Raw genomic sequence first — 12,671 nt, 5'->3', positions numbered from 1 at the left:
CTAGGTTGGCCTTCAGCCCGCATCCAGATGCGCCACCAATGCTGCCGCGTAACCTGGCAACAGCGAAAAGTCCCGCGCACAGACCAGCAGCTTACGGTTGGCCCAGTCGTCGCGCAGTGCTACCCAGCGCAGCGGCAATACCCCCTCCCAACGTCGCACCGAGGCCAGTGGTAGTACCCCGACTCCCGCGCCGCCGGCGACCATGCGGATTATCCCGTCAAACCCTTCGGCCCTCACCCGCACCTGCATTCGTCGCCCCAGGCGCAGTGCCTGTTCTTCAAGGTGCAGCGCCAAGGCGCTGTGCGGTCCGAGGCAAACGTGGCCGTGGGCGAGGCTGGCGCCGAAGTCCGGCTGGTGGATTGCGGCCAGTGGATGCACCAGTGGCATCACCAGCACCAACGGGTCGTCGCGAAAGGGGCGAGTCTGTAGGTGAGCGCTGGGCGCGGCGCTAGAGACGATGCCCAAGTCCGCCATGCCCTGGGTGATGGCCTGGGCGATGCGCAGGCTGGGTTGTTCCTGAACATCGACGCTTACTCCAGGATGGTCGGCCAAGTAACCGGCCAGCAACTCCGGCAGGTATTCGGTGAGGGCCGCTGTATTGCACAGCAAGCGTACCTGGCCTTGCTGGCCCTGGGCGTATTGCGCGAGATCGTATTGCAGACGTTCCACCTGCTGGCCGATCAGTCGTGCATGTTGCAGCAAGGCCTGGCCGGCCGGGGTGGGGTGCACGCCACGGCGGTTGCGTTCGAGCAGCGCGATGCCCAGCGAGGCCTCCATGGCGCGAATGCGCGCGCTGGCTGCGGGCAGCGACAGGTGGCTGCGGGCAGCTCCTGCGGTGATGTTGCCGCATTCCAACGTGTGTTGGAACAGCGTGAGGTCGATCAGATCGAAATGCATCAGCCTCTGTCCTGGCAAGAGTCTGGCTGAGTATATGGCAGATTTTCAGGGCGCTGGCGCTGCCTCAACATGCCGCCATGAATACCGTTATCGCGTTCTATCAGCACATTGGCCCAGCACTGACAGTGCTGGTGATCTTCACATTCCTGGTGGCCGGCGCGGTCAAGGGGGTGATCGGCCTGGGTTTGCCCACCATCGCCATGGGGCTGTTGGGCCTGGCTATGCCTCCAGCGCAGGCTGCGGCTTTGCTGATCGTGCCATCGACGCTTACCAACATTTGGCAATTGGCGAGTGGCGGTCACTTGCTGGCGTTGCTTCGAAGGCTAGGCGGCATGCTGCTTATGATCTTCGTCGGCACCTTGCTGGGCAGTGTCTGGCTGGGGATCGATAGCGGGCCGTGGGCGGCCCATGCGCTGGGCGGCGCGTTGCTGGTGTATGCGCTGTACGGTCTGGCGGGGCCGGGGTTGCGGGTGGCACCCGCGTGGGAGAAGTGGCTTGGGCCCTTGTGCGGGCTGCTGACTGGCGTTGTCACGGCAGCCACCGGCGTCTTTGTGATGCCGGCGGTGCCCTATCTGCAAGGGCTGGGGCTCGACCGCGACCAGATGGTCCAGGCCTTGGGCCTGTCGTTCACCGTCTCGACCCTGGCGCTGGCCGTTGGCCTGGCAGGCCAGGATGCCCTGGGCGGCCCAGCGCTCGGCGCCTCCTTGCTGATGCTGGCACCGGCGCTGCTGGGCCTGTTCGCCGGGCAATGGCTACGCGGGCGGATCAGCGCAGTGCTGTTCAAGCGCTGCTTCTTCATCGGCCTTGCGCTGCTCGGCGCTCATCTGCTGATCAACGGTTAGCCGAGGAGGGGCTGAGCATGTCGATCATCTGGATGTCGAAATCGCGTTCCAGATAGTCCATGCGCCGTTCGAAGAACGCCTGCATGTGCGGCAAGGCCGAGTGCACCTCCAGCGCAGCCTGGTCGGCCCAGACTTCGAAGAACACGAACAGGCTCGGGTCTTGGCGATCACGCAGCATGTGGTATTCGATGCAGCCCGGCTCCTGGCGGCTCGGCTCGACGAAGGGGCGGAACAATTGCTCGAAGGCTTCGGCCATTTCCGGGCGGGTTTTGGCTTTGAGGATGAAGGCGTGTTGCTGGCTCATGGGGTTTTCCTGAGTGGGCAAAGTCAGGCCACAGTCTAAGGCAACAATGCCGAGCTGATTCGTGAAATCCAAGCAAATGTATTTTGCCCCGTTGCCGCTGTTTCCTTCGCTCGCGAGTGCCTAACCTGCCGGCAAATCCATTCCAGAGTTGTCCTCTCCATGAAAAAGATCCTGTTGCTCAACGGCGGAAAACGCTTCGCCCACTCCGAGGGCCGCCTCAACCAGACCTTGCACGAAGCCGCCCTGGCGCACCTGGACCGCGCCGGTTTCGATGTGCAGGAAACCTTCATCGATGGTGGGTACGACATTCAGGCCGAGGTCGAGAAGTTCCTTTGGGCCGATGTGATCGTCTACCAGATGCCCGGCTGGTGGATGGGCGCGCCGTGGACCGTGAAGAAGTACCTCGACGAGGTCTTCACCGCAGGCCATGGCAGCCTGTACGCCAACGATGGCCGTACCCGTTCGGATGCTTCGCAGAAGTACGGCAGCGGTGGTCTGGTACAGGGCAAGCAGTACATGCTGTCGCTGACCTGGAATGCTCCGCAGCAGGCCTTCGACGACCCGAGCGATTTCTTCGAGGGCAAGGGCGTGGACGCGGTGTACTTCCCGTTCCACAAGGCCAACCAGTTCCTTGGCATGCGCGGTCTGCCGACGTTCCTTGCGGTGGACGTGATGAAGCGCCCGGATGTGCCGGCGGCACTGGCGGCGTATGAGCAGCACCTGGATACGGTTTTCGGCAAGGCGCAGTGAGTGCCCCGGCGCGGCTGCCGATGCCTTGCATCGCGCTGGCCGAGCGGTTATCAATCAGTTCAACCCGCTGCCAAGGCCATTGCCTGTGAAAACCCGATCCGAAGAGCTCCAGGTATTCGTCGCCGTCATCGACTGCGGTTCGATTTCGGCCGCTGCCGAGTTGATCGGCCAGACCCCGTCGGCGATCAGTCGCACCCTGGCGCGTCTGGAGGGCAAGCTCGGCACCACGCTGGTCAACCGCACCACCCGGCGTATGGACCTGACCGAAGAAGGGCGGTTCTTCCTCGAACGCGCGCGGTTGATCCTGGAACAGATGGACGAACTCGAAGAGCGCCTGTCGATGCACCGCCAGACCCCGTCCGGTCGTTTGCGCATCAATGCGGCGGGGCCGTTCATGCTGCACGCGATCCTGCCGTGGATCGGCGAGTTCCGCCAGCAGTACCCCGGCATCGAACTGGAACTGAACACCGACGACCTGATCATCGACCTGCTGGAACAGAGCACCGACGTGGCCATCCGTATTGGCGAACTGGCCGACTCCAGCCTGCACGCACGTTCGCTGGGGTGCAGCCCGGTGCAGGTACTCGCAAGCCCTGAGTACCTCGCCCGGCATGGCACGCCACAGACTGTCGAAGACCTGCACGCGCATTGCCTGCTCGGCTTCAGCGCCCCCGAATCGCTCAACCTGTGGCCACTGCGCCATGCCGAGGGCGACCGCTGGCGGATCCGCCCACAACTGCTTGCCTCCAGCGGCGAGACGCTGCGTCAGCTGGCCTTGGCGGGGGAGGGCATCGTCAGCCTGTCGCACTTCATGACCCACGAAGACATCCGCGCCGGGCGCTTGCAGGTGCTGTTGGCTGCGCACAACAACGGCTATCGCCAGCCGATCCACGCGGTCTATTACCGCAACACCCAACTGGCCCTGCGTATCCAGTGCTTCCTCGATTTCATCCAGCAGAAACTTGCCATGTACGCCTGCACAGTTGCCTGAACGCGACAGGTTGTGTCCGGTGGCGGCGTGGATCCTTGGGGTCGTTTGCTTGTTCGGGCCCCTTCGGCCTTAATGAGTGATCGACAAAAACAACACCAAGGATGTGCCCATGCGTCTTGTCATGTTCCAGCCATTGGCCCTCGGGGCCGCGATCCTGAGCTGTTCTTCCGCCTTTGCCGTCACCCTCGAAGGCGGCGCGGTGGCCGCGCCTGATCAATATGGCGCACAGGTGGCCGCCGATATTCTCAAAAAAGGCGGCAATGCGGTGGACGCAGCGGTGGCCACCGCCTTCACCCTGGCAGTCACCTATCCTGAGGCCGGCAACATCGGCGGTGGCGGTTTCATGACGTTGTACGTCGATGGCAAGCCGTATTTCCTCGATTACCGCGAAGTGGCGCCCAAGGCCGCGACGCGCAACATGTACCTGGACGACAAAGGCGAGGTGATCGAGAACCTCAGCCTGGTCGGTGCCCGCGCCGCCGGTGTGCCGGGTACAGTGATGGGGTTGTGGGAAGCCCACCAGAAGTTCGGCAAGCTCAAGTGGAGCGAGCTGCTGACCCCTGCCATCGGCTACGCGAAGAATGGCTTCAAGATCGCCCAGAAGCAGTATCAATACCGTGACGATGCCCAGGGCCTGTTCAAGACCGCCACCAACTTCAACGACTACTTTGGCCACATGAAAGTCGGTGAACTGTTCAAGCAGCCGGAGCTTGCGCAAACCCTGGAGCGCATTGCCGACAAAGGCGTGAGTGAGTTCTACCAAGGCAAGACCGCCGACCTGCTGGTGGCGCAGATGCAGGCTGACAAAGGCCTGATCACCAAGGACGACCTCAAGGGCTACAAAGCCGTGTGGCGTGACCCGATTGCCATCGATTGGCGCGGCAACGTGGTCTACACCGCGCCGCCGCCAAGCTCAGGCGGCGTGGCTTTGGCCCAATTGCTCGGCATCAAGGAAGACCGTGCGGCCGACTTCAAGGGCCTGGCGCACAATTCGGCGCAGTATATTCACCTGCTGGCCGAGATCGAGAAGCGCGTGTTCGCCGACCGCGCCGACTACCTGGGCGACCCAGGATTCACCAAGGTTCCGGTTGACCAACTGGTGGCCAAGGACTACCTGGCCAAGCGTGCCGCCCAGGTGAACCCGAAAGCGATCTCCGAGACCGACAAGGTCAAGCCGGGCCTCGAACCGCACCAGACCACGCACTTCTCCATCGTCGACAAGCAGGGCAATGCGGTGAGCAACACCTACACCCTCAACCTCGACTACGGCAGCGGTGTCGTGGTCAAGGGCGCGGGCTTCCTGCTCAACGACGAAATGGACGACTTCAGCTCCAAGCCTGGCACGGCCAACGTATTCGGGGTGGTGGGCGGGGATGCCAACGCCATCGAGCCTGGCAAGCGCATGCTTTCGTCCATGAGCCCGAGCTTGGTCACCCGTGACGGACACGTGGTACTGGTGCTGGGCACTCCGGGCGGCTCGCGGATCTTCACTTCGATCTTCCAGGTGATGAACAACCTGTACGATTTCGGCATGCCGCTGCAAAAAGCCGTGGCTGCGCAGCGGGTGCACCACCAGCTGCTGCCCAAGGACACCATTTACTTCGACAGCTATGCGCCGCTCAAAGGGCCCGTGGCGGATGAACTGAAGAAGATGGGCTATGTGCTGGAGGATCAGGGCTGGGAGATGGGCGATATCCAGGCAATCCGTGTGACCGGACAGACGCTTGAGACAGCGTCTGACCCGCGGGGCAGGGGGGTTGGGATGGTCGTCAAGTAAGTCGTTGCCTGCTTGGGAGGGCTTTGCCCTCCCAATCGCGGCACAAGGCCGCCCGGCGTTGACTCGGCCCCCTGTGTAGGAGCGGGCTCTGACGCTTGGGGTCAGACGCGGAACTGGCTGACCAGGTTCTGCAAATGCCCGCCCAGGCGCGCCAGCTCGACGCTGGAGGCGGCGGTTTCGTCGCTGGCGGCGGCGGTTTGCTCGGACACATCACGCACGTTCAGGATGCTGCGGCTGATTTCCTCGGCCACGGCGCTCTGCTGTTCGGCCGCGGCGGCAATCTGCTGGTTCATCGACTGGATGTTGGACACCGTGCGGGTGATGTTCTCGAGCGAGCTTCCAGCCTTGCGCGCCAGCTCCACGCTGCTGTCGGTCAGGCTACGACTACCGCTCATCACGTCGGCGACCTGCTGGGTGCCTTGTTGCAGGCTGGCGATCAGGCCTTCGATCTCTTCGGTGGACTGCTGGGTGCGCTGGGCCAGGCCACGCACTTCGTCGGCGACCACCGCAAAACCGCGCCCGGCCTCACCGGCACGCGCGGCCTCGATCGCAGCGTTCAGGGCCAGCAGGTTGGTCTGCTCGGCCACCGACTTGATCACGTCCATCACGCTGCCGATCTTCTGGCTTTCCTGCTGCAGCAGGTTCATCGCGTCGGTGGAGCGGTTGACCTCGTTGGCCAGGCGCTCGATCTGGCTGATCGCCTCGCCGACTACCTTGTCACCGCTGCGCGCCTCGCCATCGGCGTGGGTCGCGGCCGTCGCGGCCTGTTCGGCGTTACGCGCCACTTCCTGCACGGTGGCGGCCATTTCGTGCATGGCCGTGGCCACCTGGTCGGTCTCGACCTTCTGGCTGTTGGCGCCGGCACTGGTTTGCTCGGTCACCGCCGACAGCTCCTCGGCGGCACTGGCAATCTGGGTGACGCCGTCACGGATACCGGTGATCAGTTCGCGCAGGGTCGTGCCCATGCGGCTGATGCCTTGTTGCAGTACGCCCAGTTCGTCGCGACGGGTAACGCGCAAGGTGTGGGTCAGGTCGCCACCGGCGATGCGCTCCACGGCGTCCAGGGTTTCGCGCAAGGGGCGGGTGATCTGACGGGTGATCAGCACGGCGGCGAGTACACCGACCAACAGCGCCAGCAAAGTGGCGATGATCTGCATGTTGCGCGCCTGTGCGCTTTCGATGTCACGGCGCTCGATCTGGATGGCGTAAAGCGCGTCACTGGTCTTGACGATATTGGCGCCTTGCACGGTCATTTCGGCGCGGGCAGTGGCGATGGCGGCCACGGCATCGCGGAACTGACGCACGGCGTCGCGGTAGGCCTGCACCGACTGCTCGAACTGCTGTACGCGGGCAGCGTCGTCGGGCAGCTCGCGCTTGAGCGTCTGCACCTCACCGAGCGCCGCATCCAGCTGGCGCAGCGCCGCCTGTTCGTTGGCCGCAGAGGTTTCGGCGATGTAGCCGCGTACGTCGATGCGCACTTGCAGCAGTTGCTGGCGCGCCTTGCTGATCAATTGGTACTGGGCCAAGCGCACGCTGTCGGTTTCGCTGCGGGCCATCACGTCCTGGCTCAGGGCGTCCATGGCCGCATCAGAGCGTGCCGCCGATGCGTTCATGGCGTCGCGGGCGGCATTGGAGGTCTTGTAGCCGGCACGCATCTTGTTCAGCGATACCTTGTAATCGCTGACAGTCTGCCCCAGGTCACGCAGCAGCTTGACGTTCTCGGGGCTCTTGAAGGTGTTGACCAAGTAGTCCTGTTGCTTGCTGAACGCGTCCAGCTTGGTCTGCGTATTGGCCGCCGCTGCGTCGTCGCCGTCGGCGATCATGTATTGCAGGCGGGCCACGCGCAGTTCGGTCAGGTACTTGTTGAGCTGGCCGATGTCGCCCATCCAGTTGCTGCGGTTGATAAGGCTGCCCAGGCTGTTCCAGCCGGTCAGGGCCAACAGGCCTGTGAGTACCAGCACCAGGCCGAAGCCCAGGCCGAGTTTGAGGTTGACGCTGATATTGGCGAACCAGCTGTTCATGCACGCTCTCCCGAATTTGATTTCGTTGACTTGATCTCAAATCGCGGGCGTTGTTCTTGTGCCTGGCCCTGCTGATTCGTGCAGCTGTTATCGGCACTGGCGCATGAAAGCTGAAACGCTTTTTCAGCAGATTTGTAAGCGCGCGATACGAGCCTGTCTAGGGCGCGCAACGCGCCCTACAGAACTACAGGCTGCGGCTTGAGAACGTATCGCATTGCTTCACATTGCCGCTGCCGAATCCGGCCTTGAACCAGTGCACTCGCTGCTGCGAGGTGCCGTGGGTGAACGAATCGGGAACCACCCGTCCCTGGCTCTGCTGTTGTAGGCGATCATCACCGATGGCGTTGGCCGCGTTCAGTGCTTCTTCTACGTCGCCCGGCTCCAGCCAGTTCAGGCGCTTCTGCGCGTGGTAGGCCCACACCCCGGCCAGGCAGTCGGCCTGCAACTCCTGGCGCACCAGCAGGCCATTGTCGCCCTCCATGCGCTGGCCGCTGCGCCGCGCCGCGTCGACCTTGGCCGACACGCCGAGCAAGGTTTGCACGTGATGGCCGATTTCGTGGGCGATCACATACGCCTGGGCGAAGTCGCCAGCGGCGGCGAAGCGGGTTTCCATTTCGCTGAAGAAAGTCATGTCCAGGTACACCCGCTGGTCGGCTGGGCAGTAGAACGGTCCGACCGCTGAAGAGGCCAAGCCGCACGCCGAGTTCACCTGACCGCTGAACAGCACCAGCTTGGGCTCCTGGTACTGCTTGCCGGCTTGCGCGAACAAGGCATTCCAGGTGTCCTCGGTGTCGCCGAGGATCGAGGCGACGAACTCGGCTTGCTCGTCGTTGGCCGGCGGTGCCTTGCTGCCGGCACCGCTTGGCACGCTTTGCTGCTGCTCCATCTGCCCGACCAGTTGGCCAAGAATCTGCAGCGGGTCCTGTCCGGTGAGCCAGCCGATGCCGACGATCAGCACAATGGCGCCCAGCCCCAGGCCCTTGCCACCGCCGAAACGCATGCCGCCGCCCCCTTCGCCACGGGCGTCGACCACGTTGTCGCTGCGTCGGCCTTTTCGCCATTCCATGAGATGCTCTCCGATTTTTTGAAACATCAAGACAAAAGATTAGATCAGCGTGGTGGTAGTACCACCGGTTTTGGCTTAACCAAACGGTTAAGCCTATGACCGTCAATTTCAATATTCATCCCGAGTGACCTGTCGGAAACTGCAAGTACGCCTGCCACGACCAGGCGATTCGATAATTCCAAGAGAGGAAACCGGCATGCCCGCTCAGGACAACAGCCGCTTCGTGATCCGTGATCGCAATTGGCACCCCAAGGCCTTCACGCCTGACTACAAGACATCCATCGCCCGTTCCCCGCGCCAGGCGCTGGTGAGCATCCCGCAGTCGATCAGCGAAACCACCGGTCCGGACTTTTCGCATCTGCGCTTCGGCGAGCACGATCATGACCTGCTGCTGAACTTCAACAACGGCGGCTTGCCCATCGGCGAGCGCATCATCGTTGCCGGGCGCGTCGTGGATCAATATGGAAAGCCCGTCCCCAATACGTTGGTGGAGATGTGGCAGGCCAATGCTGGTGGCCGCTACCGCCACAAGAACGACCGCTACCTTGCACCGCTCGATCCGAACTTCGGCGGGGTCGGTCGCTGCCTGACCGACCGTGACGGCTACTACAGCTTCCGCACCATCAAGCCGGGCCCCTACCCATGGCGCAACGGCCCCAACGACTGGCGCCCGGCGCATATCCACTTCTCGATCAGCGGTCCGTCGATCGCCACCAAGCTGATCACCCAGTTGTACTTCGAGGGTGATCCTCTGATTCCGATGTGCCCGATCGTCAAGTCGATTGCCAACCCCGACGCCGTCGAGCGGCTGATCGCCAAGCTCGACATGAGCCACGCCAACCCCATGGATTGCCTGGCCTATCGCTTCGATATCGTGCTGCGTGGTCAGCGCCAAACCCACTTCGAGAATCGCTGAGGAGCCCCGTCATGCCTATCGAACTGCTGCCGGAAACCCCTTCTCAGACTGCCGGTCCCTACGTCCACATCGGTTTGGCCCTGGAGGCTGCCGGCAATCCAACCCGAGACCAGGAAATCTGGAGCCGCCTGGCCAAGCCGGGCGCCCCGGGCGAGCACATCCTGCTGATCGGCCACGTGTACGACGGCAACGGCCATCTGGTCCGTGACTCGTTCCTGGAAGTCTGGCAGGCCGACGGCAATGGCCAGTATCAGGATGCCTACGCTGCGGAAAACCTGTTCAACAGCTTCGGTCGTACCGCCACCACTTTCGATGCTGGCGAGTGGACGCTGCATACCGTGAAACCGGGGGTGGTGAACAACGCCGCAGGTGTGCCGATGGCGCCGCACATCAACATCAGCTTGTTTGCCCGGGGGATCAACATTCACCTGCACACCCGGCTGTACTTCGATGACGAGGCGCAGGCCAACGCCAAGTGCCCGGTGCTCAACCTGATCGAGCAGCCGCAACGTCGCGAAACCCTGATCGCCAAGCGTTGCGAGGTCGATGGGCAGACGGCCTATCGCTTCGATATCCGTATTCAGGGGGAAGGGGAGACGGTGTTCTTCGACTTCTGATCGCGCTCGCATGTAATCGCGGGGCAAGTCGCAAGGTCGACTTGCCCCGCGGTCGTTTCAGCGCCGAACCAGCAGTACGCCGCTTTCCATGTGGTGGGTATAGGGGAACTGGTCGAACAGCGCGCAGCGCTCGATGCGGTGGGTGTCCTGCAACTGGGCGATGTTCTGCGCCAGGGTCTCGGGATTGCACGAGATGTACAGGATGCGCTCGAAGCGGCGGGTCAGCTCGCAGGTGTCCGGGTCCATGCCAGCGCGCGGTGGATCGACGAACACGGTACCGAAGTCGTAGCTTTTCAGGTCGATGCCTTCCAGGCGACGGAACGGGCGGACCTCGTTCAGGGCCTGGGTCAGCTCTTCGGCAGACAGGCGTACCAGGCGTACGTTGCCAACGCCGTTTTCGTCGAGGTTGTGCAGGGCGGCGTTGACCGAGGTCTTGCTGATCTCGGTGGCCAGTACCTGGCGCGCGCGAGTGGCTAGCGGCAGGGTGAAGTTGCCGTTGCCGCAGTACAGCTCCAGCAGGTCGTCTTCTCGCTGGCCCATGGCTTCGAAAGCCCAGCCGAGCATCTTCTGGTTGACCGCGCCGTTGGGCTGGGTAAAGGCGCCTTCAGGCTGGCGGTAACTGAAAGTGCGTCCAGCGATGTCGAGCTGCTCCACGGCATAGTCGCGGCCGATCACCACGCGCTTGCCTTTGGAACGACCAATCACGCTCACGCCGAGTTCGCTCGCCAACTGCTGCGCGGCGGCTTCCCAGATCTCGTCCAGCGGGCGGTGGTAGCACAGGGTTAGCATGGCATCGCCCGCGAGGGTGGTCAGGAATTCCACCTGGAACAAGCGGTTGCTCAATGCCTCGTCGGCCTGCCAGGCGGCTTTGAGGCGCGGCATCAGTGCGTTGATACGCTCGCTGGCAATCGGGAAGTCGTCAATCAGGATCGCCTTGTGCTTCTCGCCTGGGGCGAACATCGCGTAGTGGCGCTGGCCGTCATCGCGCCACAGGCGAAACTCCGCGCGCAGGCGGTAGTGCGCGCGCGGTGAGTCGAATACCGCAGGCTCCGGGGCACCAAACGGCGCCAGCAGCTCGCGCAGGCGGGCGACCTTGGCCGCCAGTTGCGCATCGTATTGGGAGGGGTCGAATACGGCACTCATGCGTTGAACCAGCCCAGCTTGATGACGAATAGAATGGACAGGATCACCAGCGCCGGGTTCAGCTCGTGGCGACGGCCGCTCAGCAGCTTGATGGCGGTCCAGGCGATGAAGCCGAAGGCGATGCCATTGGCGATCGAGTAGGTCAGCGGCATGGCCAAGGCGGTCACCACCACCGGTGCGGCTTCGGTGACGTCATCCCAGTTGATTTCGGCCAGGCCCGAGGCCATCAGCACGGCGACGAACAACAGCGCCGGGGCGGTGGCGAAGGCTGGCACGCTGCCGGCCAGCGGAGCGAAGAACAGTGCCAGCAGGAACAGCACGGCCACCACGATGGCGGTCAGGCCTGTGCGGCCCCCGGCGCTCACGCCTGCGGCCGACTCGATGTAGCTGGTGGTGGTAGAGGTGCCCAGCAGCGAGCCGGCCATGGCGGCAGTGCTGTCGGCGATCAGGGCGCGGCCCATCTTCGGCATGTGACCGTCCTTGCCCATCAGGCCAGCGCGTTTGGCAACGCCGATCAGGGTGCCGGAGTTGTCGAACAGGTCGACGAACAGGAAGGCGAAGATCACGCTGATCAGGCCGACATCCAACGCGCCCTTGATGTCCAGCTGCAGGAAGGTCGGGGCCAGCGATGGCGGCATCGACACCACGCCGCCGAACGGTGTGACGCCCAAGGCGATCGAGGCGATGGTCACGGCGAGGATGCCGATCAGTACCGCGCCGCGTACTTTCAGCGACTCCAGCGCGACGATGATGAAGAAGCCCAGGGTGGCGAGGATCGGTGCGGGCTGCTTGAGGTCGCCCAAGCCCACCAGCGTCGCTGGGTTATCGACGACGATGCCCGCGTTGTGCAGGGCGATCAGCGCCAGGAACAGGCCGATACCAGCGGCGATGGCAGAGCGCAGCGGCAGTGGGATGCTGTTCACGATCCACTCGCGGATACGGAAGATCGACAGCAGGAAGAACAACACCGCCGAGAGGAACACTGCCCCCAGTGCTACCTGCCAGGTGTGGCCCATGTGCAGGACCACGGTATAGGTGAAGAAGGCGTTCAAGCCCATGCCCGGCGCCAGGGCGATCGGGTAGTTGGCGATCAGGCCCATGGTCACCGAGCCGATGGCCGCGGCAAGGCACGTGGCGACGAAGATCGCGCCCTTGTCCATGCCGGTCTCGCCGAGAATGCTCGGGTTGACGAACAGGATGTAGGCCATGGCCAGGAAGGTGGTGACGCCCGCCAGAATCTCGGTACGCACGTTGGTGTTGTGTGCTTTTAGTTGAAACAGCCTTTCCAGCATGCCTGCTCCCGGGGCGCCGTCGCGCCGTGAATGTATCGACCCCATCAGCAAAGCA

The 12,671-nt window shown here is 63.3% G+C and carries 12 protein-coding genes; 6 read left to right on the top strand and 6 right to left on the bottom strand.

The features are described 5' to 3' along the window. Nucleotides 1-12: 12 nt before the first annotated feature. Nucleotides 13-897 carry a LysR family transcriptional regulator gene (locus FEM01_RS09045; protein WP_138219080.1) on the bottom strand — a complete coding sequence of 295 codons (885 nt, stop codon included), beginning with the start codon at nt 895-897 and terminating at the stop codon, nt 13-15. A 77-nt stretch (nt 898-974) separates the two neighbouring features. On the opposite strand from FEM01_RS09045, the gene FEM01_RS09040 reads away from it, so the two are divergent. Further along, the gene (locus FEM01_RS09040) at nt 975-1,739 is read left to right on the top strand and encodes a sulfite exporter TauE/SafE family protein (protein WP_138219079.1); all 765 of its coding nucleotides are present in this window, start codon (nt 975-977) and stop codon (nt 1,737-1,739) included. Here FEM01_RS09040 and FEM01_RS09035 read toward each other — a convergent pair. Beyond that, nucleotides 1,729-2,043: a putative quinol monooxygenase gene (locus tag FEM01_RS09035; protein WP_138219078.1), complete on the bottom strand. Its 315-nt coding sequence runs from the start codon at nt 2,041-2,043 to the stop codon at nt 1,729-1,731. The genes FEM01_RS09040 and FEM01_RS09035 overlap by 11 nt on opposite strands. 159 nt (nt 2,044-2,202) lie before the next feature. Between FEM01_RS09035 and FEM01_RS09030 the strand changes: the two genes are divergently transcribed. The 3 genes from FEM01_RS09030 to ggt all read left to right on the top strand — a co-directional run bounded on the left by FEM01_RS09030 (nt 2,203) and on the right by ggt (nt 5,561). Beyond that, complete coding sequence (locus tag FEM01_RS09030) at nt 2,203-2,793, top strand: NAD(P)H-dependent oxidoreductase (protein WP_138219077.1); 591 nt, start codon at nt 2,203-2,205, stop codon at nt 2,791-2,793. A gap of 85 nt (nt 2,794-2,878) precedes the next feature. Further along, on the top strand, nt 2,879-3,784 hold the full coding sequence (locus FEM01_RS09025; protein WP_138219076.1) for a LysR family transcriptional regulator: 906 nt from the start codon (nt 2,879-2,881) through the stop codon (nt 3,782-3,784). Nucleotides 3,785-3,893: 109 nt separating this feature from the next. Beyond that, nucleotides 3,894-5,561, top strand: a complete 1,668-nt coding sequence (gene ggt, locus FEM01_RS09020; protein WP_138219075.1) for a gamma-glutamyltransferase — start codon at nt 3,894-3,896, stop codon at nt 5,559-5,561. 101 nt (nt 5,562-5,662) lie between these two features. Here ggt and FEM01_RS09015 read toward each other — a convergent pair whose 3' ends face one another. Together FEM01_RS09015 and ypfJ are read right to left on the bottom strand one after the other, a co-directional pair. Next, nucleotides 5,663-7,582: a methyl-accepting chemotaxis protein gene (locus tag FEM01_RS09015; protein ID WP_138219074.1), complete on the bottom strand. Its 1,920-nt coding sequence runs from the start codon at nt 7,580-7,582 to the stop codon at nt 5,663-5,665. A 184-nt stretch (nt 7,583-7,766) separates the two neighbouring features. Then, nucleotides 7,767-8,648 carry a KPN_02809 family neutral zinc metallopeptidase gene (gene ypfJ, locus FEM01_RS09010; RefSeq protein ID WP_138219073.1) on the bottom strand — a complete coding sequence of 294 codons (882 nt, stop codon included), beginning with the start codon at nt 8,646-8,648 and terminating at the stop codon, nt 7,767-7,769. A 196-nt stretch (nt 8,649-8,844) separates the two neighbouring features. Here ypfJ and pcaH point away from each other — a divergent pair, with 196 nt between their 5' ends. Then, the gene (pcaH, locus tag FEM01_RS09005) at nt 8,845-9,564 is read left to right on the top strand and encodes a protocatechuate 3,4-dioxygenase subunit beta (protein WP_138219072.1); all 720 of its coding nucleotides are present in this window, start codon (nt 8,845-8,847) and stop codon (nt 9,562-9,564) included. Nucleotides 9,565-9,575: 11 nt separating this feature from the next. Continuing rightward, nucleotides 9,576-10,181 (top strand): protocatechuate 3,4-dioxygenase subunit alpha, encoded by a 606-nt coding sequence (gene pcaG / locus FEM01_RS09000; RefSeq protein WP_138219071.1) that lies wholly within the window; start codon nt 9,576-9,578, stop codon nt 10,179-10,181. 57 nt (nt 10,182-10,238) lie between these two features. Here pcaG and trmA read toward each other — a convergent pair whose 3' ends face one another. Continuing rightward, on the bottom strand, nt 10,239-11,324 hold the full coding sequence (gene trmA / locus FEM01_RS08995) for a tRNA (uridine(54)-C5)-methyltransferase TrmA (RefSeq protein ID WP_138219070.1): 1,086 nt from the start codon (nt 11,322-11,324) through the stop codon (nt 10,239-10,241). Next, nucleotides 11,321-12,616, bottom strand: coding sequence for an NCS2 family permease (locus FEM01_RS08990; RefSeq protein WP_138219069.1), 1,296 nt, complete (start codon nt 12,614-12,616; stop codon nt 11,321-11,323). The genes trmA and FEM01_RS08990 overlap by 4 nt, the downstream gene beginning before the upstream one ends. Nucleotides 12,617-12,671: the final 55 nt, after the last annotated feature.

It is taken from the genome of Pseudomonas mosselii (genome assembly GCF_005796105.1).
GTDB lineage: Bacteria > Pseudomonadota > Gammaproteobacteria > Pseudomonadales > Pseudomonadaceae > Aquipseudomonas > Aquipseudomonas mosselii_C.
This window is presented reverse-complemented; position numbering and strand designations above follow the sequence as displayed.